The organism is Mesorhizobium sp. 113-3-3 (assembly GCF_016756495.1).
Classification (GTDB): Bacteria; Pseudomonadota; Alphaproteobacteria; order Rhizobiales; family Rhizobiaceae; genus Mesorhizobium.
In genome coordinates, this window is the sequence record NZ_AP023243.1 from 3,526,393 (window position 1) to 3,552,160 (window position 25,768).

20 protein-coding genes, 1 tRNA gene and 2 pseudogenes are annotated in these 25,768 nt (G+C 59.2%); 9 read left to right on the top strand and 14 right to left on the bottom strand.

The window, feature by feature from the left end; translation table 11 throughout:
• Positions 1 to 388 precede the first annotated feature (388 nt).
• Positions 389 to 1,639: a site-2 protease family protein gene (locus tag JG746_RS17155; protein ID WP_202359200.1), complete on the top strand. Its 1,251-nt coding sequence runs from the start codon at positions 389 to 391 to the stop codon at positions 1,637 to 1,639.
• Positions 1,640 to 1,659: 20 nt separating this feature from the next.
• On the opposite strand, the gene lipB is transcribed toward JG746_RS17155, so the two are convergent.
• Positions 1,660 to 2,403, bottom strand: a complete 744-nt coding sequence (lipB, locus tag JG746_RS17160; RefSeq protein WP_202359201.1) for a lipoyl(octanoyl) transferase LipB — start codon at positions 2,401 to 2,403, stop codon at positions 1,660 to 1,662.
• A 188-nt stretch (positions 2,404 to 2,591) separates the two neighbouring features.
• Between lipB and JG746_RS17165 the strand changes: the two genes are divergently transcribed.
• A tRNA-Leu gene (locus JG746_RS17165) sits at positions 2,592 to 2,676 on the top strand.
• A 93-nt stretch (positions 2,677 to 2,769) separates the two neighbouring features.
• Here JG746_RS17165 and JG746_RS17170 read toward each other — a convergent pair.
• The 9 genes and pseudogenes from JG746_RS17170 to JG746_RS17210 all read right to left on the bottom strand — a co-directional run bounded on the left by JG746_RS17170 (position 2,770) and on the right by JG746_RS17210 (position 13,498).
• The gene (locus tag JG746_RS17170; RefSeq protein ID WP_202359202.1) at positions 2,770 to 4,551 is read right to left on the bottom strand and encodes an SIR2 family protein; all 1,782 of its coding nucleotides are present in this window, start codon (positions 4,549 to 4,551) and stop codon (positions 2,770 to 2,772) included.
• Complete coding sequence (locus JG746_RS17175; protein ID WP_202359203.1) at positions 4,548 to 5,087, bottom strand: methionyl-tRNA formyltransferase-like protein; 540 nt, start codon at positions 5,085 to 5,087, stop codon at positions 4,548 to 4,550. Before JG746_RS17175 ends, JG746_RS17170 begins: the two co-directional genes overlap by 4 nt.
• 233 nt (positions 5,088 to 5,320) lie before the next feature.
• Positions 5,321 to 5,483 (bottom strand): annotated as a pseudogene (locus tag JG746_RS17180) (succinate--CoA ligase subunit alpha); the annotation flags it as partial.
• Positions 5,484 to 5,551: 68 nt separating this feature from the next.
• Positions 5,552 to 8,236, bottom strand: a complete 2,685-nt coding sequence (locus JG746_RS17185; protein ID WP_202359204.1) for a phosphoenolpyruvate carboxylase — start codon at positions 8,234 to 8,236, stop codon at positions 5,552 to 5,554.
• A 124-nt stretch (positions 8,237 to 8,360) separates the two neighbouring features.
• Complete coding sequence (gene sucD, locus JG746_RS17190) at positions 8,361 to 9,260, bottom strand: succinate--CoA ligase subunit alpha (protein WP_115144481.1); 900 nt, start codon at positions 9,258 to 9,260, stop codon at positions 8,361 to 8,363.
• Positions 9,261 to 9,388: 128 nt separating this feature from the next.
• Complete coding sequence (locus JG746_RS17195; RefSeq protein WP_202359205.1) at positions 9,389 to 10,576, bottom strand: malate--CoA ligase subunit beta; 1,188 nt, start codon at positions 10,574 to 10,576, stop codon at positions 9,389 to 9,391.
• Positions 10,577 to 10,595: 19 nt separating this feature from the next.
• Positions 10,596 to 11,552: an HpcH/HpaI aldolase/citrate lyase family protein gene (locus JG746_RS17200; RefSeq protein WP_202359206.1), complete on the bottom strand. Its 957-nt coding sequence runs from the start codon at positions 11,550 to 11,552 to the stop codon at positions 10,596 to 10,598.
• A gap of 11 nt (positions 11,553 to 11,563) precedes the next feature.
• The gene (locus JG746_RS17205) at positions 11,564 to 12,754 is read right to left on the bottom strand and encodes an aminotransferase class V-fold PLP-dependent enzyme (RefSeq protein WP_202359207.1); all 1,191 of its coding nucleotides are present in this window, start codon (positions 12,752 to 12,754) and stop codon (positions 11,564 to 11,566) included.
• 123 nt (positions 12,755 to 12,877) lie between these two features.
• Complete coding sequence (locus tag JG746_RS17210; RefSeq protein WP_202359208.1) at positions 12,878 to 13,498, bottom strand: response regulator transcription factor; 621 nt, start codon at positions 13,496 to 13,498, stop codon at positions 12,878 to 12,880.
• Between the two features lie 423 nt (positions 13,499 to 13,921).
• Here JG746_RS17210 and mgtE point away from each other — a divergent pair.
• Together mgtE and JG746_RS17220 are read left to right on the top strand one after the other, a co-directional pair.
• Positions 13,922 to 15,333 (top strand): annotated as a pseudogene (gene mgtE, locus JG746_RS17215) (magnesium transporter).
• 138 nt (positions 15,334 to 15,471) lie between these two features.
• The gene (locus JG746_RS17220) at positions 15,472 to 15,858 is read left to right on the top strand and encodes a MerR family transcriptional regulator (protein WP_006203215.1); all 387 of its coding nucleotides are present in this window, start codon (positions 15,472 to 15,474) and stop codon (positions 15,856 to 15,858) included.
• 6 nt (positions 15,859 to 15,864) lie between these two features.
• Here JG746_RS17220 and JG746_RS17225 read toward each other — a convergent pair whose 3' ends face one another.
• Both JG746_RS17225 and JG746_RS17230 read right to left on the bottom strand, forming a co-directional pair.
• Positions 15,865 to 16,341 (bottom strand): methyltransferase family protein, encoded by a 477-nt coding sequence (locus JG746_RS17225; RefSeq protein ID WP_202359209.1) that lies wholly within the window; start codon positions 16,339 to 16,341, stop codon positions 15,865 to 15,867.
• Positions 16,338 to 17,336, bottom strand: coding sequence for a heparan-alpha-glucosaminide N-acetyltransferase (locus JG746_RS17230; RefSeq protein ID WP_202359210.1), 999 nt, complete (start codon positions 17,334 to 17,336; stop codon positions 16,338 to 16,340). The genes JG746_RS17225 and JG746_RS17230 overlap by 4 nt, the downstream gene beginning before the upstream one ends.
• A gap of 208 nt (positions 17,337 to 17,544) precedes the next feature.
• Between JG746_RS17230 and JG746_RS17235 the strand changes: the two genes are divergently transcribed.
• The 4 genes from JG746_RS17235 to JG746_RS17250 all read left to right on the top strand — a co-directional run bounded on the left by JG746_RS17235 (position 17,545) and on the right by JG746_RS17250 (position 22,633).
• Positions 17,545 to 18,306, top strand: coding sequence for an MFS transporter (locus JG746_RS17235; RefSeq protein ID WP_244730843.1), 762 nt, complete (start codon positions 17,545 to 17,547; stop codon positions 18,304 to 18,306).
• Between the two features lie 29 nt (positions 18,307 to 18,335).
• A complete protein-coding gene (locus tag JG746_RS17240; RefSeq protein WP_202359211.1) occupies positions 18,336 to 20,153 on the top strand; it encodes a recombinase family protein in 1,818 nt (605 codons plus the stop codon).
• Between the two features lie 761 nt (positions 20,154 to 20,914).
• Positions 20,915 to 21,568, top strand: a complete 654-nt coding sequence (locus JG746_RS17245) for a recombinase family protein (protein ID WP_202359212.1) — start codon at positions 20,915 to 20,917, stop codon at positions 21,566 to 21,568.
• 270 nt (positions 21,569 to 21,838) lie between these two features.
• A complete protein-coding gene (locus JG746_RS17250) occupies positions 21,839 to 22,633 on the top strand; it encodes a hypothetical protein (RefSeq protein ID WP_202359213.1) in 795 nt (264 codons plus the stop codon).
• A gap of 9 nt (positions 22,634 to 22,642) precedes the next feature.
• On the opposite strand, the gene JG746_RS17255 is transcribed toward JG746_RS17250, so the two are convergent.
• A complete protein-coding gene (locus JG746_RS17255) occupies positions 22,643 to 22,882 on the bottom strand; it encodes a hypothetical protein (protein ID WP_202359214.1) in 240 nt (79 codons plus the stop codon).
• 1,506 nt (positions 22,883 to 24,388) lie between these two features.
• Between JG746_RS17255 and JG746_RS17260 the strand changes: the two genes are divergently transcribed.
• Positions 24,389 to 25,309, top strand: a complete 921-nt coding sequence (locus tag JG746_RS17260; RefSeq protein ID WP_202353903.1) for a COG3904 family protein — start codon at positions 24,389 to 24,391, stop codon at positions 25,307 to 25,309.
• Positions 25,310 to 25,322: 13 nt separating this feature from the next.
• Here JG746_RS17260 and JG746_RS17265 read toward each other — a convergent pair whose 3' ends face one another.
• Positions 25,323 to 25,763, bottom strand: coding sequence for a hypothetical protein (locus tag JG746_RS17265; protein WP_202353904.1), 441 nt, complete (start codon positions 25,761 to 25,763; stop codon positions 25,323 to 25,325).
• Positions 25,764 to 25,768 lie beyond the last annotated feature (5 nt).

Genomic DNA, 25,768 nt, shown 5'->3' on the forward strand with positions numbered 1-25,768 from the left:
CATCCGTACGCTGCGGGAAGATGGCCCGCCCGACATCTTCCTGACCTGTTGATAGGCGCCGCGCCGTCAACCTTTCCTTAACCCTGCCGATTTGATCGCCCGGAGATTCTGGGCGAGGCCGGATTCTGCGCGTTGACTTTGAAACAAAATTAGAACAAATTGCGAACATATCAACAACAGGAGAGAGTTATGACCGATCTGGTTCAGGATGTCATCTCACTGGTTTGCATGAGCACCTTCCTCATTTCCATGGCGATCTGGATCGGCGCCATGTGATCTGGCGGCTCTCGCCGCCGTCGTTCCTGGCGGGTGAAACCCGCTTCCCCGTTAAGCCTTTCTTGCCGCCGCGACGCTAGGGTGCGTCTCTCAGGCAGGGAGCAACATCCAGGTGTCGCCCATCGTCACGGCCATTCTGGTGGCCAGCAATCTCGGGCTGATCTTTCTCTTGATGACCGTGCCGCTCGGTTCGCGCACGGTCAGGGTCAGCCGCGTGATTGCGATGGACCGCCAGCGCCTCTGGGAGGCGCTGTGGCCGCTTGGCAGCGACGCCGGCTGGTCCGGTGAGATCCTGTCGGCCGAACCGCTGGACGGGGAGGGTGTGTCGCGCATCATGCTGTCGTGGGAAGGCCGCGACGGCAAGCCGATCGAGCGCCGGGCGCGGTTTGACGATGTCGTCGAGGGCAGCCGCTTCTCGATGCGTGTGCTCGAGGATACCGCGCTCGATGCCTCGTTCTGGAAAGATTATTGCGAAACCGCAGAGCTGGCTTCCGAAGGCGGCGGCACGCGCGTGACGCTCGGCCGGACGGATCGCTACCGTGGCGTTGCCTTTCTGGTGTTCCGTTACTTCGCCATGCGCCGCGAGCTGTCCAAGCTGCAGCGCTGGGCGGTGACGGGGCAGTACCGCAAGGGCGGCTGGTTCGAGCACCCGCTGAGCCAGGTCGGCTTTGCCGTGCTGTCGGCACTGATCCTGTGGCCGTTCTTCGGCCTCCATCTCGGTGGGCTGGCGCTGGCCGCGATCCTGACGTCGGTTGTCGCCCTGCACGAGCTCGGCCACATGGCGGCGTTCCGGCTGATGGGCCATCGCAAGGCGCGGATGATCTTCATCCCGCTGCTCGGCGGCATCGCCATTGGCGGCCGGCCCTATAACAGCCGTTTCGAAGTGGCCTTCGTGGCGCTGATGGGGGCGGGGTTTTCCGCCTTCCTGGTGCCGATCGTGATTGCCGCGAGCACGTTTGCGGGCAGCGAGGGGCACAAGGCCGCAGCCGCGCTGCTGGCGGCGCTGGCGGGCTGTGCGGCCCTGTTCAACATCGCCAATCTGGTGCCGGTGTGGAAGTTTGACGGCGGCCAGGTGCTGCGCCAGATCTGCCCGGGGCCGGTCGCGCTGGCACTAGCCTCGTTCTTCCTGCTTTCCGTCTTCCTGGCACTCGGCCGACAGGCTGGCTTCTCGTCAGGCTTTCTAATCGTGACGGGAGCGGTCTTTTCGATCCTCAGCCTGCTCACTGTCGGCAGCGGCGTGAAGCCACGCCACGAGCTGGAGCCGATCCGCACCGCTGACCGCTTCGCCATCGCCGGCGCGCTGCTGGCGGTGTTCACCATTCATGGCTGCGGCGTTCTGTGGGCGTCGGCGCAATTGCTTTGAGCTGGTTGGGCCCGAAAGGGTCAGCCCGCCTTGCGGGCGGCCTCGGCGGGCAAAGCCGCCACGGGACCGAATACCCCCTCGAAGGCTGATTTCAACGCCAGGTCGAGGTCGGCCATGCCGACGGGCAGGCCAAGGTCGACGAGGCTGGTGACGCCGTGGTCCTGCACGCCGCACGGTACGATGCCGCCGAAATGCTCTAGTTCCGGCTCGACATTGATGGCGATGCCGTGAAAGCTCACCCAGCGCCGCAGCCGGATCCCGATGGCCGCGATCTTGTCCTCCGCCGGCGAACCGTCCGGCAGGCGAGGGCGATCGGGCCGCACCACCCAGACGCCAACCCGGTCCTCGCGGCGCTCACCGCGCACATTGAAGGCGGCGAGCGTGCCGATGATCCACTGTTCGAGCGCGGCGACGAAAGCGCGGACATCCTCGCGCCGCCGTTTCAGGTCGAGCATGACATAGGCGACCCGCTGGCCGGGGCCATGATAGGTGTATTCGCCGCCACGCCCGGCGGCAAAGACCGGAAAGCGATCGGGATCGATCAGGTCCTCGATGCGGGCGCTGGTGCCGGCGGTGTAGAGCGGGGGATGTTCGACCAGCCAGACCATTTCGCCGGCGGCCCCGCTGCGGATCGCTTCGGCGCGGGCTTCCATGAAGGCCAGCGCATCGGGATAGGCGGTGAGGCCAGGCTCGATGCGCCACTCGACGGGTGCCGAACCGGGGAGCGGCAGGAACGACGTGGCGATCTGGCTGCGTTCTGTCATGGTTTTTCGTTTTTTCGCTTGTGCACACCATATGGCGATATCGGGTGCAAACGTCCAGTTCCGCATGCTCATTCCGATCCTGTGGACCGATATGCCAATCGGTTGAGATTATTGCTCATCGCGCACTTGTTTCGCCGGAAACGATTTGCTACACGCCGCGAGCCGGTCGGTTCCGGCTCCTACCACGTGCGGTCGTGGCGGAATTGGTAGACGCGCAGCGTTGAGGTCGCTGTGGGGCAACCCGTGGAAGTTCGAGTCTTCTCGACCGCACCATTCTCCCCTCGATCCGTGGTTGTAGTGGTACTCGATCGAGGCTTAAGCGATCAGGCCGCGAAACATTCGCAGCGCCATGCTTTCTGGCGCATCTCAGTAGCGCCTCATATACCCGGCTAGGCGCTTTAGATTTTTCATTTGCAGTTCCAACACCGATGTTCGACCGCCCGCAAAACCGGCTTCAATTAACGTGTCCCGCATTGGATTGGTGAGAATCTCATCCTCCAGAGCACGGAACGATTGAGTTCTCCAAAGAATTCGCCCCATCGGCGGGTGTATAAAGTCGTTTTGATCTGCTAGCGCCTCGGTAAGAGCTGCCTCTGAGGTGCTATCCAGATGTGCCAAAGATCCAAGAGTTTCAAAGCGGTCGAACAAAAGTTCAAAATCAGATGATAGTCCGATGAACGGCCGACTCCAATCGGTGAAAATATCTAGAAGGTGATCGCTCAGTGGCGTTTTCCGACCTTCAAAACCTTCGATATTGCGCCAGGCATCTCGGTCATGCCCTTCCCACTCCCAGAGAAACAGCGTCTCCACAAGTCGCTTGGACTTATTCCCATTGCTATCCGGAAAGTTGAGTGAAAATAGATTGTGCAGTTCTCTCCATCTTTGTGAGCGGCATAGTCCTAGGCCATAAGCGGTGAATATGAGAACTGCCGGGTACTCCCGCAGTCCCAATAAAAATGTGTTGCCGCTCCTCACTTTGTTGGCCCGTGTTACCAACGTTCGGATCAGATCTGCTACCAACGGAGCCTCATTCCCTTCCCCCCACCGACCCATCGCGCCAGCTGCCTTGGCTAAAGCTTCCGACATCGACTCGTACCTGGCGACGCGTGTCCGAAAATTGTCCGCGGACCAACTTGCGTTGGCAGAAAATTCTTCTGCTGCAGATTCCTTCGCCACCCGCTCTGCTTCGCGTGAGACGAGGTCATCAAGCTGGATGCGATGCTCCGCACGGGCGAGGTATCGCTTAGCTGTACTTACGAAAAGGTCGACGCTGAGAGGGTTTTGCTTCCGAGTGGTCGCCAATGTTTCTATGCGTTGGCCGGTGGATGTGAAGAACGTGTCGGCGTCGGCAATCCTAACTATTTGAGCTTTTTTGCTCCGGATGATTTCCTCGGCGCCGGTGCCTGGATCGCCACGCAGCGTCCAGAAGATTGGATATCGGCGATTGGGTGCCCTTAACAGGGCTGCTCGTAATGCGTGATCCCACTCACCCGACCAACCGCATATTACTAGTCCATGCTCGTCGAAAATCCTGTTTAGAAGCGCGTCGTACGGTGCAGGATAGCCACCCAGTTCTTCATCGGTGTTAAGGATGCGGGCGTCTTTATAATCGCCGTGCAATTTCAGCACATAGCAGGCGCTGTGGGTCAACGGCTCTGCTCCGGAGAGTGCATCGACAGAGGACACCACAGTCGGTTCAATTCCAGCCTCGCGGAGAGCGTTTTCTAGCAATCGATCAAAATTTGTGGTGACGATGACTCGGACATAGCCGTCACGGACTAGCCTCGCGATGGCGTGATGCGCGGCGGTCGGCAACTTCTTGCCTTCTGAGCGTTCCTCTTCGTCAGGCTCGATATAGGAATGCAAGATTGATCTGCGTTCGGCTGGAGAGGCTGCCAATTCCTCCAAGAGCGTCGAATAGTCAGGCGCGCCGCCGATCTCGTCGCGATACCATGTTGCCCAATCCGAACGATCCTCCACTCCCTTGGCAAGGGCGACGCGCCGCACCAGATCAAGAGTGATTTCCCAGCCTGTTGGAATTCCGGCTGCACGGGATAGTCCAGAACCAAGAAGCAGGGCATATATGCCTCTGTTCTCGAACATAGAGAATGCGAGTTGCGTTGTCAGATCGCCTGCGAGAAGGCTCATGCTGTAATCTTTCCGAGCAGAGCGACCTGGAATGCAGAGGCACTCGGTTTGGGATGAAACCAAATCTCAACCGGGATATCTTTCGACGCGACTTTGGAAGCCCCTTCGATCCGAGCCAGCAACGCATCGTTCACTTCGTTGCCGAACAGCAGGTATATGGCTCGTTTGTAACCAACCTTGGTTCGAAAAAGTGCGAGTGTTTCCAAATCTTTCCGAATTCCACTAAGCGGTGGCCGGGCTGACTTCACTTCGATAATGGCATAGTTGCCAACCATGTAGCCCGGCTGATGAACCAGAAGGTCGGGTTTGGCATAAGCGGCTCCTAACTCGACCAATATCGGATGCGCGGCCTTGTCGATTTCTCCATTCAAGTAAAACGGCGTGCCAGCCGGCCAGATGGAACGCATCTGATGATAAAGCTCATAGCAATAAACCCGCTCGCGGTAGATAGGGTCGCCTCCGTCGATCTGGAGGTGAATGTACTCAGGCGGAATGGCGGCAGTTGCGTGTTCAAGGATTGCCGTCAAAGCTTCCAAGTCTGTTCCCCCGAGTCGTCTGCCAGAAATAGTAATCCGGAAATTTGTGCGCGACACCCCTTCGAACGCCGTGGTGCCTCCGTAACCAGAGTTCTTAACTACATTCCATGGCAGGGAGGATCTCCAAGGAGGAACGTGCCAGGCGGCTAGGACTTCGATGCATAACGGAAGCGGCGGCGCGTCATGGAGACCGCGCCGCCGCTTCTGCCCTTACTCGCAGAATCGCTGATCCACGCCGCCTTCTTCATCCGCGCCAGCGTATCGGCCACCACCTCGCCGAACGACGACGGTGTCGGCACGATGATGACGCCTGCCTGCTTCAGGATATCGACCTTCTCTTGAGCCGACTCGCCCAAAAGCCGGAATGGCGGCGCCGGCATGGTCCATGTGGCGACCAGCCCTTTGCCGCCGAAAGCCATGCGCTTCAAGTGCCTTGGACAACCACGGCTTGCCAGAAACCGAGCCTATCCCGTCCACCCAAGGCCGGCCGAGATGCAATTGATCGATACGAGCAGAGCGTCGGTGGCCCGCTTTTGATCCACTGTCCCGGTATTTGTCCGAACTTCACGCAACAGGTCGACCTGCAGCCGGTGAATGTCATCCATCTGTCGCCGCAGATTGTCGAAGCGCCGCTTGAACATCGGAAAGCGCGCGGAGAGATCGCCTCCGGTGAGGTCACCAATCAGGCGCCGCGTCAGCTCGTATTCGGCAGCGATGCGGGCGTAGATCCGTCGGGCCGCATCGCTGTCGGACACCAGGCGGGCGTAGAGCCGGGCGATCTCCATGTCGGACTGGTAAAGCGTCTTCTCCGCCTCGTCGACGATCAGGCGGAAAAAGCGCGAGTGCTCGAACATGCGAGCCAGAAGCTCGCGCCCGGCCTCGCCGCGCACCGTGACGAAAGCGCTGAGCGCGCTGCCGATACCATACCAGCCGGTCAACAGATGACGGTTCTGGCTCCAGGCGAACACCCATGGAATGGCGCGCAGGTCGGCAATACCGCTGGCGCCGAAACGGCGCTCCGGCCGTGAACCCATTTTCAGGAGCGCCAGTTCCGCGACCGGGCTCGCCTGGTTGAAATAGTCGAGGAAGCCAGGCTCGGCCATCAGCCCGGCATAGGATGCCTGCGACATGCCTGCCAGCGCTTCCAGCGCTTCATTGAACTCCGGCGTTTCCTTTGCCTCGACATCACCGGGCGATCCGGCGCTGTGGGCCAGCACGCCTGCGGCGAGAATCTCGAGCTGGTTGAGTCCGGTGCCGCGATTGGCGAATTTCGACGATACGACCTCGCCCTGCTCGGTCACCCGCATGGCTCCAGCGACAGTGCCTTCGGGCTGCGCCGCGATCGCCCGGCCGGTCGGCGCGCCGCCACGGCTGACAGAGCCGCCGCGACCGTGGAAGAAACCGATCCTGACCTTGTGCTTGTGCCCGACGACAGCGAGGCGCTTTTGCGCTTTTGCCAGTTCCCAGTTGGACGCGAGGAAACCGCCGTCCTTGTTGGAATCGGAATAGCCAAGCATGATTTCCTGGCGCGCGCCGAAATCGCGCACCGTCCGTCTCACCAGCGAAACGCCGAGCAAATCATTCAGGATGCCGGGGGCGGCCTGTAGATCAGCGATGGTCTCGAACAATGGCACGATGCGCAGCCTGATCGTGCCGCCACCACCGGGCGAGGTTGAAAGTCCGCAATATTGCGCCAGCAGATAGACCGCCAGGAGATCGTCGGCCGAGCGGGTCATGCTGAGGACGAAAGCGCCGACTGCGTCGGCGTCCAAGCCGGAAGTATGGTCGCGGATGACAGAGAATGTCGAAAGCAGTTCAGCTGCTTCAGGCGAGAGCCGGCCTGCGTCGATCTCCAGCCGCTCGCCCTGGCCGACGGCCGCGCGAATGCGCGCCGACCATTGCGGCGTGCCGGCTGCGACCGGATCGGCGGGATTTGTCAGCGCAAACAGCTCGGCCAGCACCCGGTTGACCACCGTGGAGTTCTGCCGGATGTCGAGCGAGACCGTACGCAAGCCGAAGCTTCCGACTTGCCAGAGCAGGGGTTGGACAAAACGCCTGGCTACCGCGCGTCCTCCGATCGCTTCAAGAACACGAGACAGGCTGTCCAGATCAGCGCGAAACGCCTCTGCCGAGTGGTACGCCGCCATGCCGCCGTTTCGCGTGGCCTCCAGCCGGGCAAGCAAGGCCGAAGCGAACTGGCGAAGCGGTTCATCAGGATTGCGGGCGGCGATCATGTGCGCCTGTCCGCTTTTATCAAGCGCGGTTTGCAGCACCGGTTCGAAGCTTGCCGGCAGAGCGACGACATTCGAGCTGGCGCTGAGCACCGTCACCAGCCGCTGCACCTGCGTCAGATACCAGACTATGGCGGTATCGCGGTATTCGGTCATGGCATGGGCGGTGACTGCGGCCGTCACATTGGGATTGCCATCGCGATCGCCGCCGATCCACGAGGCATAGCGCATGAAGGAGGGAATGCTGATCGGCTCTCCCGGATAGTGACGCGCGAAGGCGCCTTGAAGCTTGCCGTAGAGCTGCGGCGTTGCCTCGAAGATGACTTCGCGAAAGAAATGCAGTCCCCAGGCGATCTCGCGTTCGACGGTCGGACGCTCAAGTCGCAACTCGCCCGTCATCCACAGAAGCTCGATCTCGCTTTCCAGATCGGCGATCAACAGGTCGCGTTCGCGCGGCGCCCAGCGCGGCTGATCGAGTTCGGTCAGCTTGCGATAGATACGGCGGTGGATCTCCAGCACCGTGACGCGTTTGGCCTCGGTCGGGTGCGCGGTCATGGTCGGGCCGACGCAAAGCTCATTGAGCGTCGCCTGGACTTCCTGCGCTGAGTGGCCGTTGGCTGCCATCTGCGCGATGACGCTGGCGAAGGAGCCTGGCACTTCGTCGACACCCGCGCCTTGTTCGAGTTCGCGACGCGCCCGCATGGCAAACAACTCGTCTGCAATCGCCAGCAACTGGAACCATACGCCGCTCGCCTGAAGCGCCGGGATGCGCTGCTCGGCGGCGAGGGAGACAAGCGACCTGCGTCCGGTCAGGACGGCGGCGATCTCGGGCTCTCGCGCGCTTGCGACCTGCAGCAGCAGACGCAACAAAAGGCTGCGCTCGTCCTCGCGAAAGTTGATGCGTCTGCTCTGTTCCAACTGCTTTCCTGATCCGTCCGCATCGATTGCTGCTATAGCCGTGCCCTGGACGTCCTCCAGCGGCTTCAGCGCCGCTGGAACAGACTTCACGTCTTGCGCTATGCGGCCTTGGCCCGGTCTGCCGTCACGCCGCCTTCTTCATCCGCGCCAGCGTATCGGCCACCACCTCGCCAAAGGACGACGGCGTCGGCACGATGATGACGCCTGCCTCCTTCAGGATCTCGACCTTCTCCTGCGCCGACTCGCCGAAGGCCGAGATGATGGCGCCGGCGTGGCCCATGCGGCGGCCTTTCGGGGCGGAGAGGCCGGCGATGTAGGCGATCAGCGGCTTGCGCATGTTGTCGCGCGCCCAGATCGCGGCTTCGGCCTCCTGCGGTCCGCCGATCTCGCCGATCATCACCACGGCGTCGGTCTCGTCGTCCTGCTCGAACAGTTTCAGCATGTCCTTGAACGAGGAGCCGTTGATCGGGTCGCCGCCGATGCCGACGCTGGTCGACACACCGATGCCGAGCGCCTTCATCTGCGAGGCGGCCTCGTAGCCGAGCGTGCCGGATCGGCCGACGATGCCGACGCGGCCGGGCAGGTAGATGCTGCCCGGCATGATACCCATCAGCGCCTGTCCCGGGGTGATCATGCCGGCACAGTTCGGGCCGATCAGCCGCATGCGGTCTTCGTAGCGGTAGCGCAGCATGTAGCGTTTGACCTGCATCATGTCCTGGGAGGGGATGCCGTCGGTGATGCAGACGCACAGTTTGATGCCGGCGTCCGCGGCCTCCATGATGGAATCGGCGGCAAAGGGCGGCGGCACGAAGACGATGCTCGCCTCGGCGCGAGTCTCGCGCACAGCGCCCTTGACCGTGTTGAAGACGGGCAGGCCGAGATGCTTCTGGCCGCCCTTGCCGGGGGTGACGCCGCCGACCAGCTTGGTGCCGTAGCGTTTCATGTCCTCGGCGTGGAAGCTGCCGATCTTGCCGGTGAAACCCTGGACGATGACCCGGGTGCTGCGGTTGAGCAGAATTGCCATTTTTTCGACCTCCCTAGAGCATGATGCCGAAAAGTGTGAAGCGGTTTTCGGACGACATCATGCTCTATCTGTTTGATTTTAGAGACGGATTCAGATTTCAGGTCGATTCGACCTGAAATTATCCGGCTCTAGGCTGCTTTTTTCTTCTTGGCGGCCGCGCGCCAGGCGGCGACGGCTTTTTCGGCGGCTTCGGCCAGCGTGTCGGCAACGGTCACCGCCTCGCCGGAATCGGCGAGGATGCGGCGGCCTTCCTCGGCCTTGGTGCCGGATAGGCGCACCACCAGCGGTAAGTTGACGCCGACTTCGCGTATCGCCTTGATCACGCCTTCGGCGACCCAGTCGCAGCGGTTGATGCCGGCGAAGATGTTGACAAGGATGGTCTCGACATTCTTGTCGCCGAGCACGGCGCGGAAGGATTTCGCCACCCGCTCGGGCGAGGCGCCGCCGCCGATGTCGAGGAAGTTGGCCGGCTCGCCGCCGGCGATCTTGATCATGTCCATGGTCGCCATGGCCAGACCCGCGCCATTGATGATGCAGCCAATATTGCCGTCGAGGCCGACATAGGAGAGGCCTCGGTCGCTGGCGAAGGTTTCGCGCGGGTCTTCCTGGCTCTTGTCGCGCAGTTCGGAGATTTCCGGCCGCCGGAACAGCGCGTTCTCGTCGAACGACATTTTTGCGTCGAGCGCGATCAGATTGCCGTCGCGCGTCACCACCAGCGGGTTGATCTCCAGCATCGAGGCGTCGTAGTCGCGGAACACCTGGTAGCAGCTGAAGATGGTTTCGGTGGCCTTGCCGATCAGGTTGTGGTCGAGGCCGAGCCCGAAGGCGATCTCGCGCGCCTGGAAGCGCTGCATGCCGACACCGGGATCGACCGATGTGCGCAGGATGGAATTGGGTTCCTTCTCGACAATGTCCTCGATCTCCATGCCGCCGGCGGCCGAGGCCACGATCATGACGCGCTCTTCCTTGCGGTCGAGCACGAAGCCGACATAGAGCTCCTGGGCGATGTCGACGGCTTCCTCCAGGTAGAGCCTGGAGATCAGCTTGCCGCGCGGTCCGGTCTGCTGGGTCACCAGCTTGCGGCCGAGCATGGCTTCGGCGGCGTTGGAGATTTCCTCGTCATTGGCGCAGAGCTTGATGCCGCCGGCCTTGCCGCGGGCGCCGGAGTGCACCTGCGCCTTCAAGACCCATTTGCTGCCGCCGATCTCGCGCGCCCTGTAGGTGGCCTGTTCTGGGCTGTAGGCCAGCCCACCGCGCGGCACATGCACGCCATGGCGGGCAAGCAGTTCCTTGGCCTGATATTCGTGGATGTCCATTTTTGTCCTCCCTGAACAGTCAATGCGTGGCGGTTTGGCCGGCGCGTTCGATGGCTTCGTTGACCACCAGAACATTGCGCGCCATGCGTTCCGACGCGGCGTCGATCATCTTGCCGTCGAGGGCAGCGGCTCCCTTGCCCTGAGCCTCGGCTTCCCTGAGCACTTCGAGAATCCGCCTGGCGCGCGTGACCTCTTTTTCGGGCGGCGAAAACACGTCGTTGGCGAGCGCGATCTGCGAGGGATGGATCGCCCATTTGCCTTCGATGCCGAGCGCCGCGGCGCGCCTGGCGCCGGCGATATAACCTTCCGGGTCGGAGAAATCGCCGAACGGGCCGTCAATGGCGCGCAGGCCATAGGCGCGGCAGGCAACCGTCATGCGCGACAGGGCGAAATGCCACTGGTCGCCGGGATAGTCGGGGTTTAGGCCACCAATGTTGACGGTGCGCGCCTTGCAACTCGCCGCGTAGTCGGCGACACCGAAATGCATGGCCTCCAGCCGGCCTGGCGTGGCGGCGATCGCCTCGACATTGGCCATACCGAGCGCTGTCTCGATCAGCGCTTCGAGGCCGACACGGGTTTTGAAACCCTTGGCCATCTCGATCTGGTTGACCATGGCCTCGACCATGTAGAGATCGGCCGGCACGCCGACTTTCGGCACCAGGATGGTGTCCAGCCGGTCGCCTGCCTGTTCCATCACGTCGACCACGTCGCGGTACATGTAATGGGTGTCCAGGCCGTTGATGCGCACCGAGACAGTCTTGCCCTTGGCTCGCCAGTCAATGTCGTTCAGCGCCTGGATGATGTTCTTGCGGGCGCGTTCCTTGTCGGGCGGGGCGACCGCGTCCTCTATGTCGAGGAAGACGAAGTCGGCGGCGCTGTTGGCCGCCTTTTCGATCATCTCCGGGCTGGAGCCGGGAACCGCCAGCTCGCTGCGCTGCAGCCGCAATTTCTTCAAATGGTTGATGGTGTGGCTCATCGTGCGCTCCCTCAAGCGGCTTCGGCGACTGGCACGGCGGCCGAGGCGCGGAAATGCTGGATGGCGGCGCCGACGCCGGAACCCGGCGACAGCCGCACGCCGCAATCGAGCAGCGCCATTTCGGCCGCTGACAGCGAGGAGAGCACCATCACCTCGTTCAGCCAGCCGAGATGGCCGATGCGGAAGACCTTGCCCATCACCTTGTTGAGGCCGCCGCCCAGCGAGGTCTGGTAGGTGCGGTAGGCGCGCTTGACGATGTCGCCACTGTCGATGCCTTCCGGCACCAGAATGGCGCTGACCGTATCGGAGTGCCATTTCGGCGCTTTCGCACAGAGCTTCAGGCCCCAGGCATCGACCGCCTTGCGCACGCCTTCGGCCAGGCGATGGTGGCGGGCGAAGATGTTGTCCAGCCCTTCCTCCGCGATCAGGTCGAGCGAGGCGCGCAGGCCGCGCAACAGCTGCGTCGCCGGCGTATAAGGAAAATAGCCGGCATCGTTGGCGCGGATCATGTCCTCGAAGGAGAAGAAGCAGCGCCGGTGGGTGGAGGTCCGCGAAGCCACGAGCGCCTTCTTGCTGACGGAGAGGAAGCCGAGGCCGGCGGGCAGCATGAAGCCCTTCTGCGAGCCGCTGACGGCGCAGTCGACGCCCCATTCCTCCTGGCGGAAATCGATCGAGCCGATCGACGACACGCCGTCGACGAAGAGCAGGGCAGGGTGGTTGGCATCGTCGAGCGCGGCGCGGCAGCCGGCGACATCGCTGGTCACGCCTGTCGCCGTCTCGTTCTGCGTGCAGAACACGGCCTTGATGCGGTGCGCCTTGTCCGCCTTAAGCCGCTCGGCATAGAGCTCGAGTGGCACGCCGGTGCCCCATTCGCAGTCGATGACATCGACCTCGAGGCCGAGGCGTTCGGCCATGTCGACCCACAGATGCGAGAACTGGCCGAAGCGCGACATCAGCACGCGGTCGCCGGGGCTGAGCACATTGGTCATCGCCGCTTCCCAGGCGCCGGTGCCCGAGGACGGGTAGATGAAGACGCGGCCGGTCTCGTTCTTGAAGACGCGTTTGATGTCCTGGAACAGCGGCAAGGTGAGATCCGGGAAGGACGCGGCGCGCATGTCCTCCATCGGCAGGTTCATCGCCTGCCGAACCTGCTCGGGGATGTTGGTCGGCCCGGGAATGAAAAGATGGGTGAAACCGGCCATGATGCGAACTCCTCCTGATCCAGCAAAGCGGTGGGGGGAGTTTCGTTTCGACGGCTAAAGCCAGCAACACCTTGGCGGGTAAGATCTCGCCGCGCGCGGGTGGGGCGGGACTACCCGGTTGGCCTACCCGAAAGGCTGCTTCTGGGTGCGCCTTTCGCGCGCATAGAGCGCGACAGCCATCGCCCGGTTGCGGACGTCGAGCTTGTCGTAGAGATTCTTCAGGTGGTACTTCACCGTGTTCTCGGAAATGCCGGTCCGCGTGGCGATCTGCAGATTTGTCCAGCCGTCGGAAAGCACCGCCAGCAGCTCGCGTTCACGCACCGTGAGCTGCGCGAGCGGCGTGTCATTGACCTTGTTGATGTCGATATAGGGGATGCAGATGCGGCCGTGCGCGACCGCCAGGATCGTGTCGAAGATGATGGCCGGATCGTCGAACTGGAAACAGTAGCCCTGGGCGCCGAGCCGCACGCATTGCTTCAGGATGCCGATGTCGTGGTCGTTGGAAAAGACGGTGATGCGCACGTCGAGCTTGCGGCTCTGGACCTCGGCCAGCACATCCGCGCCGTCCATGTCGGCGAGCTTCCAGCCGATGATTGCGACGTCGAACCCGCCCTTGGCAGCAAGATCGAGGAATTGCTTGCCGCTGTGCACACTGCCCAGCAATTCGAAGCGGCCGTCGCATTCGAGCATTTCGCGCAGCGCCGATATGACGAATGGATTGCGCTCGGCGACGACAATGCGCATCCGCCGGTCGCCAATTGCCTTGCTCGTTTTCCCGGGCTTGCTGTTCAAGGGCCGTTTTTGTCCTGGGCTGATCGTGCCGCACTCCGAGGCCAGGCTTCAGGCCTGGACCCGTATCATGACAATTCTGCCCCAATCGCGCCGGGGTGCTCTTTCCCCAGCGACATCGGCTGTCGCGCCGTCTGAAGCCGGGATGCGCCGGTTCCTGATGGAGCAGGCAGTGCCGGGTCAAGCATGCGCGATGCGCGTACCGGGTGGCGTGGAGCCAGCGTTTCGTTTGATATTCCGTGCCTTAGGGCGATAAGTTCTCAAATCGAATCGTGTCCGCGGGCGAGATGTATCGGATTTCCGCGAAACCGGTTTCCGCTTTAAGGTCCGATGCTCTAGACCTGAGACACAATTTGTCCGGGATGGCGGGAGGCGCTGGTGGAGGACAAGCAGACGATCTCCGCCAAGGCGGCTGACGAGGCCCACGCCGATATCTACGGCGAGGGCGGTGCGGTCCTGCCGTCCTTCCTTGCCCAGATCGGGGCCGCGATCGCCGACCGCGATACGCTCACCCTCAAGCATGAAGTCGACATCTGCACCAGTCGGAACTGGGCGACCTGATCGAGGCGCTGCATCCCGAACAGCGGCGGGCGCTGGTCGAGCTGCTGGGCGCCGATTTCGACTTTTCCGCGCTGACCGAGGTCGATGAGGCGATCCGCATGGAGATCGTCGATCATCTGCCCAATGCGCAGATCGCGCAGGCGGTGCAGGAACTCGATTCCGACGACGCCGTCTACATTCTCGAAGACCTCGAAAAGGAAGACCAGGACGAGATCCTGTCGCAACTGCCGTTCACCGAACGGATCAGGCTGCGCCGCTCGCTCGACTATCCGGAGGAGACCGCCGGGCGGCGCATGCAGACGGAGTTCGTCGCCGTGCCGCCGTTCTGGACCATCGGCCAGACGATCGACTACATGCGCGAGGACAAGAACCTTCCCGACCGCTTCAGCCAGATCTTCGTCATCGACCCGACCTTCAAGCTCGTCGGCGCCATCGACCTCGACCAGATCCTGCGCACCAAGCGCGCGGTGAAGGTCGAGGATGTCATGCATGAGACGCGGCACGCCATCCCGGCCACCATGGACCAGGAAGAGGCGGCGCGGGAATTCGAGCAGTACGACCTCTTGTCGGCCGCCGTCGTCGATGAGAACGACCGGCTGGTCGGCGTGTTGACCATCGATGATGTCGTCGACGTCATCCAGCAGGAAGCCGAGGAAGATCTGCTGCGCATGGGCGGCGTCGGCGACGAGGAACTCTCCGACACGGTGTTCGCAACCTCGCGTTCGCGCGTTCCCTGGCTGCTGGTCAACCTTGTCACGGCATTCCTGGCGGCATCGGTGATCGGCCTGTTCGACCACACGATCGAGCGGATCGTGGCGCTCGCCGTGCTGATGCCGATCGTGGCCGGCATGGGCGGCAATGCCGGCTCGCAAACCATGACCGTCACCGTGCGGGCGCTGGCGACGAAGGACCTCGATATCTACAATGCCGCCCGCATCATCCGCCGCGAAATGGGTGTGGGCTTCATCAACGGCGTTGTCTTTGCCGTTCTGATCGGCATCGTCGCCGCCCTCTGGTTTCGCGATCCCAATCTGGGCGGGATCATCGGCGCGGCCATGATCATCAACATGTTCGCGGCCGCCCTTGCCGGCATCCTGATCCCGCTCATGCTCGACCGGTTCAAGATCGATCCGGCCGTGGCGTCGGCGGTTTTCGTCACCACCGTCACCGACTGCGTCGGGTTTTTCGCCTTCCTCGGCCTTGCAAGCTGGTGGTTCGGGGTGAGGTAGCAGCCTCAATTGACTTTTACGTAAATGCCGTGCGACGCTCGTGCGGGGTGCCGCGTCGATTCCGACGGGCAAGGGTTTGGTTCGGGACAGAAGGCGATGCCGCCGGGCGATCGTCCGGGATTCCGACTTGGAGTGACAATGCGGGAATATTATTCGATCACCGAACTGACCCGCGAATTCGACGTGTCGACGCGGACGCTGCGCTTCTATGAGGATGAGGGGCTTGTGCAACCGGTGCGGCGCGGCCGCACGCGGCTGTTTCGCCCGTCCGACCGCCATCTCATCCGACAGATCATGCGCGGCAAGCGGCTCGGTTTCTCGATCAACGAAATCCGCGAAATCATCCAGATGTACAAGGAGCCGCCGGGCGAGGTCGGGCAGCTCAAGCTGATGATCAAGCGCATCGAGGAAAAGCGCGAGGATCTCAGGCAGAAACGCCGGGATCTCGAAGAGACGCTGGCCGAACTCGACCAGGCCGAGGAGTCCTGCGTCGAGCGGCTGGTGGAGCTCGGCGTCAACACCTGAGCGTTGTCAGATCCAGCGCCGCACGCGCTTGGCGTAATCCCGGTATTTCTTGCCGAACTTCGCCGCCAGCACCTTTTCCTCGCCCTCGATGGCGATCTTCTGCGTGGCGAAAGCGGCGATGAACGCCAGCGGCAGGAACCAGACGATCCCAGTGACGAAAGCGACGCCGATCAAAAGCAGCGTGTTGGCGAGATACATCGGGTTGCGGGTGATGCCGAAAGGGCCTGTGGTGACGAGGTGATCGGGCACCGCGTTGGGGTTGAGCGTCGTCCGGGCCCGGATCATGGTGCGGATGGCGGTGAACCAGAGTGCGGCGACGCCGAACAGTGCCACCCAGCCGGCGGCGAACAGCAGGTCGCCCAGGAGGTCGCCGATCCAGGGCAGGGGATAGAGCAGGCCGAGAATGACGCTGATGGCGATCGCCGCGACGTAGATCACCGGCGGCCACGGTATCACACCCGGCTTCGGCTGGGTTTCGGTCATTGCGTTCCTCCCTCGTCCATCTTTTCCTCGGTCTGGGCGGTGCAACTGGCGGCCAGGTCGCCCAGATGCGCCCGGAATTCCGCAGTCTGGTCGTTGTTCTCGAGCCGATCAAGCGCGGCTTCGCCCTCCAGCGTCGTCAGCATGCAACTGCAATAGCTCGTGCAGAAGGTCGCGTTGCGCGTCTGCTCGCATGAGCGCTGGCAGGTTTTCAGGAAATTGACCTGCAGGCTTTCGACCTGGGCCGGCATGACTTGCGAGAACAGCCAGACGCAGCCGATCAGCAGCGGCTGGTGGATCAGGTAGAAGGCGAGGCTGTGGCGGCCGATGAAGACCAGCGGATTGGCCCAGCGGCCGGGCATGAGGCTCGCCAGGCGGGCACGCAGGCCGGCTGCGGAAGCGAGTTTCGCTGTCCCGATGCCGACAAGCACCGCGCCGAACCATGGAAACAGCGGGACATAGTCGTTGGATCGCGGATTGATCGCCGAAAGGCCGATCCACCACAGCCAGGGATGGTCCAGGGCTTCGAAGCGCAGGTAGACGGGCGCGGCGATGACAAGCGCGGCAACGGCAAGCGTCAGCAGGGCCGGCAGCCGAAGGACGGCGAGGCCGAGCAGGCTGGCGAGCGCGATCTCGTGCAGGATGCCGAAAAAGATGAACCCGTCTGGCGTCGCGATGCGGGTGACCACCGAAATGGCGATCGCCGCTCCGGCGACCATGGCGAAACGTTTCCAGAAACCGTTCCAGCGGATTTGCCGGCCGTGCGCGAGGTAGAGGCTGACGCCGACCAGGAACAGGAAGGTCGAGGCGATGCAACGCGCATAGATCTTCCACCAGCCGAAGGCGGTGAGGCCGGGATCGGTGTAGCCGAAGAATTCCAGGTCCCAGGTGAAATGGTAGCTCGCCATGGCCAGCAGCGCGATGCCGCGCACGATGTCGATGGCGACGATGCGCCTGGATGGTTCCGGAACGGGTGCGGTCGGCGTATCGATGGTCATGGTCTCACGATCTGATTCAGCCCCGCCTGAGGACTATCACGGTTGGACGGGACAGAAGAAGCCAGGGCGTCCGATCATGCGCCGCTTTAGGCCAGCGCCGGGAAGTCTTTGACCGACTTCGCTTTTCACGGCGTATGCGTCGGTTTCCTCTTAATCGTCCGGGAACGACCAAGGCAGATTTGACCGGTGATTCTGCTTTGGGGAAGCAATGTCCACCCATGTGCGCCATCCGATCTGGCTCCCGGCCCTCAGGGCCGCGGATGCGCGCACCTTCGCTTCGCTCTACGCGGTCGAATCCTTCGCCCGCGCCACGGTGTCGAGCGTGATCCCGATCCAGGCCTACGAGATCCTGCACAATGAGCAGATCGTCTCGATTCTCTACACCATCGTGGCGTTGCTCGGCCTGTCGGTGACCTTGTTCATGCCGATGCTGATCCGCCGCTTTGCCCGGCGCTGGGTCTACACGGCAGGCGCCTGCCTGCTCGCCATCGGCTCTCTGTTCTTCGTCACCCACACGCTGGCCGGACAACTGGCGGGCATGCTGTGCCGGGTGATGGGCGCCAGCGCGCTTTCGATCACGCTCAACCTCTACATCATGGACCACATCCGCAAGACCGATTTCATGCAGGCCGAATCGCTGCGCATGGCGTGGTCGATGCTGGCCTGGACCGGTGGGCCGACGCTCGGCATCTTCCTCTACACGCGCTTCGGCATCTATGCCGCGCATGGTGCGGTGGCGGTGTTCGCGCTGGCGCTCTTGGCGCTGTTCTGGACCTATCGGCTGGGCGACAACCCGTCGATCCGGCCCGGCAAGACACGGCCGGCCAATCCGCTCGCCAATATCGGCCGCTTCGTCGCGCAGCCGAGATTGAGGCTCGCCTGGCTGATCGCCTTCGGCCGCTCGTGCTTCTGGACGACGTTCTTCGTTTACGGGCCGCTGTTCATGGGTTGTACGTTTGCAGCAAGGTGAAACCTTGCGTGGCTTCACCGGCTCACTAAATGAGCATGGAAAGGGCCAAACCCATGATTTCAATAATGAAAATTCCTTCTGCCTATTCGTACATCCGGTGGTCGTCGGACATCCAAGCTGATGGTGACTCCAATCGTCGCCAGACAGAGCTTGCCGGGAAGTGGTGCGAACAGAAGGGCATACAGCTTGCACCCGAGAACATCCTGAAAGACGAAGGCATATCGGCATTCCGTGGCAAGAATCTATCGGAAGGCTCACTAGGCGGGTTTCTCGCATCGGTGAAGGCAGGCAAGATCGAACCGGGTTCCTATCTGCTTGTGGAGTCGGTTGACCGCCTGTCCCGTCAAGAGCCGTTGAAGACGCTGGCCATGGTGATTTTCCAATTGCTGGAAGCTGATATCGTGATTGTCACGCTGGACACGGGCAAGGAATACCGGAACCCCATTAACCCGGCTGACGTGTTCCTATTGGTCGCCACGGCCATCAGAGCCAACGAAGAGTCCGAGACGAAGCGCAAGCGCAATGTGGCGGCTTGGAAGAACAAGCGTGACCAAGCCCGGAGCGGTGGAAAAAAGCTGACCAAGATTTGCCCGGCTTGGATGTACCTGAACGAAACCAGAGACGCCTACATTCTCATTCCGTCACGTGTCGCCATCGTGCAGCGCATCTATCGTATGTCCATGGACGGGCTTGGCATCCACAAAATCACACAGACGCTCAATCGTGAGCGTGTCGAACCGTTCAACGGTGGCGGCAAGGCCAGCAAGAACCCGAGAAAACAGTGGGCGGTTTCGTCGGTGAATTCCATCCTGCAAAACCGTGCAGTGTTCGGTGAATTCCAGATGAAAATTCGAACCCATGAAGTCGGCACTAGAGGCAAGGCCAATGATGGGGAACCGATACAAGGATATTACCCTGTCATCATCACGGAAGGCGAATACAACGCATCAGCGGCTATCAGGAACAACCGAAGGACAGCCGCCACAGGTAGGAAGGGTGAGACACATTCAAACCTTTTTACGGGAATGGCGTTTTGTTCCGAGTGTGGCGGTAAGATGCACCAGCGGCGGCTTGGCACCTATAAGAGCAAGAACCCAGAGGTAACGGAGCGCTACCGCAATACCAAAATCCTGTATTGCTCCGAAACCGTGAATGGGAACTGCACATCCAAGAGTTGGGATTACACGAATTTTGAAAATTCCTTCCTGACCTTCATGCGTACAGAAGTGGACGTTGAAACTATCATCAATGGTGGAACTGACAATCAGATTGAGAGAGTCAACGGTGAGCTTCAACAGCTTGAAGGTGAAAGACAGGTGATCGAGTCCAAGGTAAGTGACCTATTGGAGTTGGATGGTTCTACACCCATGGCATCCATCAAAGCCAAGCTGGCAAAGCACGATGAACGACTCCAATGGATCATCAAACGTGCCGAACATCTGAACAGGGAACGTGCCGTGATTGTTGAAAGCCGTAGGGCTGCAAAGGTTGTCGAGTTCAAAGGGTTTCCAACGGACATCAGCGCAACCGAACTGTATGACATGAGAGCCAAGACCGCCCAACAAATCCGGAGCGTGGTGGAGCGTGTCGAGTTGTACAGACCCAACTTGGCCAAACGTGTCAATCAGGCTGGCATTCAACCGCCAATGACCAAGGAGTCTGATAGCCGAGTTGATAGGAATTACATGGTTCGTTTCAAAGGTGGTGCAGCCCGTTTGATCTATCCTGATGGTGGTGACGCATTCGAGTCATTCATCGTGAAGAACATGGGATTTGGTGAACAGGCAGGATTGCCCAAGGCCACCAGAACATCAGAGGAATTTGCACAGGCAAGGGCTGGACGGTGACAAATCACGACAATGTTACTCACAGGACCGTTGATATAATGAGGTTCGGTTTTCCATCTAGACAGGCTTAAAATGTGCCGCTAGGTGCAGGGTTGGAACTAACCCCAACCTATAGTAATTTAAAACAATGGAAATTTCGAACGAGAACTTTAAAAAGTTTCAGGATCGACTCGTTGAATGGATAAACACATATAACGATACCGTCTGTGTGGATATTTTAGGATGTGAAACATTTGAAGATATCGAATTTGTATGTGGTGATTGTCAATATCCATCCTTGCTGCTCCTATTCAAAGATATAAAGGCAGAGGAACGATTCCAATTCACCGATGAAGCCATTAAGACATATGATGATAAGCAATCAGGATAGGCTTTAGGTGCCAACGCAAGGGACTGGACAGTGAGGCAAACCATTTTCTTTCTGGTGATGTTTGCCATCCTGTTTTCAGTTGGGTTCATGGGTGTGTATTGGCTGGTGATCCCGTGATAATTAACATGTGAACTAATTGATCATAACCACACTGCCGGAATCATAGGCGCACTCTCGCTCTTCGCTTAGCCCGGTCATATAGAGATGCAGAGTCCTCGCAAACCAAGGCTTTTCGGCAGTGGCGTCATCCTATGAGCGTCACTAACTCGACCATCATCCCTCTGATGGTCACTCGGGTAGCTTCGGCTCTGCCCGTTTTCGTTGACAAACCCCTGTACCACTGCCATAAGTGTACCACTGCTACTGCGCTGGTACAGAAGGGCCATCCGCAATGCCAAAAGTCTATGGATACATCCGGGTTTCGACACTCGATCAAGCCAACAACGGTGACTCTCTGGATACCCAGACACGGGCCATTGACGGCTACTGCATGATGAAGGGCTTTGCCGAACACATCATCTTCGTAGAGCATGGCGTAAGCGGCTCTGTGAGCCTCGCAGAGCGTCCACAGGGGCAATTGCTGCTTGGTGCCTTGGAACCCGGTGATGTGGTCGTGGTGGCCAAGCTAGATCGCATGTTCCGCAACGCATCCGATGCACTCGGAACGCTTGAAGTCTTCAAGGAACAGGGTGTTCAGCTTCACATGCTGGACCTTGGCGGGGATGTGACCGGCAACGGTATATCCAAGCTGGTGTTCACCATCCTGTCAGCCGTGGCCGAGAACGAACGGGACCGTATTCGGGAGCGCATACGGGAAGTGAAGCGCAATCTTGCGGCTAAGGGCATCTATGGTGGCGGCACAAGGCCATACGGCTATGACATCGGGGAAGGTGGCAGGCTCATTGAACGTGCCGATGAACAGAAGATGATAGCTGGCATCATGCAGCTGCACGACACGGGCATGTCACCACGCAAGATCGGTGACGCCTTGGGCATGGCACACATGACCGTGCGAAGGATCATCGCTAGGCGTCAAACCGCATAGGCACACCACTTCCACAACTGACTGGCAGGGCAGGGCTGGCGTTTCGCTGGCCCTTTTCGTTGCCACCGGACCAATGCATTGGTCACAATGGCCGGTACAGATGCTCAAACTTATGGGGAACGCTTTGAATCGGAAACCGGAGTGACTGCTTGGCGTGTCGCTTCGCTCGATTCTAAAATTTCTACATATTTCTAATAGGTACATACAAAAACTTCCCGAAAACCCGGCCTTCGACGCTATAATACGCCGATTTGCGATTCGGGGCGGCTCATGAAAGACTTCTTTCTTGTAATAATTAGTTCCGTTGTTTCCGGCATCATTGTGGGAATTTTCGGCTATTTGTTTCTCACCGCTGGTCCAGCAAAACCGGCAATTGACGTTTTCCAGACAACGCTGGATTTGCCTTTAGATGCCGGTTCAAAGCTGCTTGACTCTAGCAGCGGGAACAATGTTTCCGGATACATTGTACAGAAATTCAACATCAATAATTATGGTGGAGTGATCTACAGAAATCTGACCATCAAGCCGGATGGCTTCAAAAGGGCTGTTTTGGAACAAGGCGGGAAAGCAGAACTCCTTACCGATCATCAGGCCAAAGACTACACGCTTGTTCCCGGTGAAACGATCCGGGTTTTTGCTGTCTCGGACGGCTATTCCTATGACTACGGCATGGTTGGTGATGGGCGGATTCAGGTGTCTGTAGGTGACGACCCGATTGCCACAAGAACCGAACAAACCGACAATACCGGGCCACTAAGCGATATGACCAAGGTGATGAATAACAACCCATTCATCACCTTTATTCTGGTCGTGGCACTTGGCCTTGGCGGCGTGATTTTTTGGCTTATTCTGCTTGTTGTCGGAACTATGATGCGGTTCTTTCCCAAAACCTACATCAAATCCTTCGGAAATAAGGATACTGGTCGGCTAGTGGCATTGTTGGGCTGGTTGAAAAAAGAGCACCCAGATAAGTGGGAGAATATTCGGTCACACGCCGCAGCCTACGCCAAGGAACAGGATCTGGGTGTTCCAAAGTTGCCAGCTACCACGCCAGAGGCCAAGTGAGGAAAGGCGCTACTCGACCGTTGGCCGAACCGGACCCGTGGTGTTCCAATGGATGAACTCAACTTCCTTCCCAATCACTTCCCGCACGGCGTTCAACAGCACTTCATGCAGTGTTCGGGTTGCCCGGTAGTGGTCGCAGTGCGGCGATATGAACGGCTTTACGATGGCCTTGTGTAGCCCTTCCGCTGCCGCCACAAAGCGGTCGATCTCAGCCTGCGAAAGTTGCTGTGACGGTTTCGACCTAGCCATTGCGATCTCCGTGCGGAAACTATGTCAGTTCTTCCGTTGATTGCGCTCTACCGCTGCGAGCCACTTTCCTGCCCTATCGTTTTCGACCTCGAATTCTGCCCCTTGCCTCTTGTGCCCTGTTTTCCGAGTCGTAAACTTGGATCCTTTCCGAAGTCTCTGGGGATTGTGGGTCTTTAGGGGCTCCTGTTCGGGACTGGTTAGATCGGGTAGAATTCTTGGTTCCGTCATTTCTCATTACCTGTTTTTGATGGTTCTCATTCCGCTTCGCTCCATTCGAATGTTCTTCGAACATGGTCTAGATTGATCATCAGAGGTCATTCCGAAGGATGCGAAGCACGACTAATGATCTTCAGTTATGATGATGCACTGGATTGAGGGCACACTTTTCCCTGTCATTAGAATCGATTTTTCAAAGTGCGTGATAGCTCGACTCTAAAGTAGCAGGGAAAAGTGTGTGTTGAGCGCCAGTTATGCACTATGGCTTTCAGACACGTTCTAATCAGGCAACCTTGTTACAGGATGGGGAAGGACTCCGTATTTCCCCTTTATGCCAGTCTTCTCTTTAGTCGGACTTCATGAACCCGTTAGAACCCAAGATCATGAAAGTTGCCGGTTGTGAGGTTCACATTGCCGACGCTTGCAAGCGAGGTTGAAACAGCCCTTCTTGATTTGCTGTCATTTTCCATCTTCAAAGTTCGTTTCGAAGGCATTTGTTCCGCCGGTTGGCGGTTGGGTTCGAATCGTCATATTTGTACTTTATCATAGCAATGTACGTATAAAGATCGCCGTGGTCTCATTCAGTATTATTCAATATCATATCTAATATATATATCGACAAATTGACTAGGTCCTGTCTGTTTAAAAAATAATCATTGCTGTACATACGTAGAAGATTCATAAATTTCCAAAAAACATGACTGTGTCTCTAGATCATTTAGCACGATCTTCCCTATCTGAGGAATCGAGATATCTGCGGATGGCCTTTCGAGCAATGCACGAAATGGATTCGCCAGAAGTATCGGAAAGCTGAGACAATTTCATAATGTCGCCGGCAAACAACGTTGCTGAAAGTCTTTTTTCTGGTTTAACCAACGTCATCATCCTCCAGATCTATTTCTTCTGACTCATTAGCCTGATCTATGAGAAACGATACCAGAGGGTGCTGACTTTGCTCCCCATATAATTCAAGAGTGGAAATCATGTGATCGAACGTAGTGGAATTCACGAGGCGATATGAACCAGCCCCCGATTTGATTCTATTAATATGCATTTATGAAATGTCCTCTAAAAATATTGTGTATCAATTGCGATACAAAAGTATTTAGCAATTTCTGCATCTTGACTCAGAATGAGGCCGGGCACAGCAGATCAAGTTGGATCCACATGTCACACGTCGGAGCTTGCCGCTAAGAGCTTACGCTGGTTCAATGCCGCTGCGTTCGACCAGCATCCGGCTCCGGCTAGCGGGGCGAGGGGCCGTACCAAGGGTTCGGGCTTGGGGGGTAAATGGACAAGTTTGCGTGTTTGATTGGCTCAATGCTGTTCACGGTTTCAGCCGAGGCGGCTGTAGTCGAAAAAGTACCGCAGCCCGGAGGCCTGCCAGATATCATCACCGTAACGGGTGTCATCGGGCCTAACGATGATGCTCAATTCAACCAAATCGCCGCCACAACAGGCCAAGCGATTGTCTTGCTGAACAGCGAGGGCGGTTCGGTTTTGCCGGCGCTTGAGATAGGCCGAGCTATTCGTCACAAGGGTTTCGCTACCGCTGTGGCCAGCGACACTCTCTGTGCCTCGGCATGTGCTCTAACGTGGCTCGCTGGTACGCCACGATTGGCAGGGCAAAGCGCCAGTATTGGCTTCCACGCCTCCTATATCGTCAAAAACGGAACTCCCAGCGAAACCGGTGTCGGAAACGCCCTGATAGGTGCCTATTTGAACCAGCTCGGCCTCTCGCAAAATGCGATTGTCTTCGTCACTTCTGCGCCGCCTGAAGGGATGGCTTGGCTCTCCGGGGAGAAGGCCAACGGGCTGGGTTTGCAGTTCGCCGCCTATCAAACAAACGCCACGTCGTCAGACAATGTTGAAGCGCCAATCGCACCCGAGCCATACGATCCGATGAGGGTCGCCGCCGCCTTTTACAATGCCCTATCCAATGCTGATGGCGTTTCCGCAGCGGCGCTGGTGGTTCCAGACAAACGTGGCATCGGACCTTTCAACGAGACCTCCATACACTCATATTTCGGAGGGCTTTCTGTTCCGTTGCAGCTTGAATCCATTGGGCGACGTGGCAAAGACAAGGTCGCTGTCGTTTACAGCTATTCCCGAGCGGACGGCTTTGTCTGTAAGGGCAGGGCCGAAGTCCTCACCGCCTATAGGTACGGCAAGACGCTCATCAGCAGGATCAAGGCTCTCGACGGGTGCTGACGCTCCTAGATGCTCAAGGCCCGCTGGTGCGAACGAACCAGAACTGGCTGGCGCCATTCATGTAGTGGCCATAATGCGAGGCAACCGATCCCGCATATCGAGCCACCAAATGGCGGTAGATGCGGTGCCTTCTCTCGTCCAGAGCTTCGAAATAGAAGCTGTATGGATCCTCCCGCAGCACCCATTCGATTGTCAGAGTCACTACGTGCCGCAGAACGGGAAAGCCGGTCCGGAAGTAGCCACCTTCCGTGAACTGAGCGATTTCGTCATCCCAGCCTCGCCACGAGCCTCCTGAGAAGGCCTTTAACCATGTCTGCCCCCCGATTGCTCGAAAGGTGACTGGTCCGCCATGGGTCGCTTCGAATTCGAATAGCAGTCCTTCGATTTTGAACCGCTCACGGAAAAAGCGCTGTGCGGTGTCACGCTTTGGCAGCGAAACTATCCTCCAGTTCATCAATG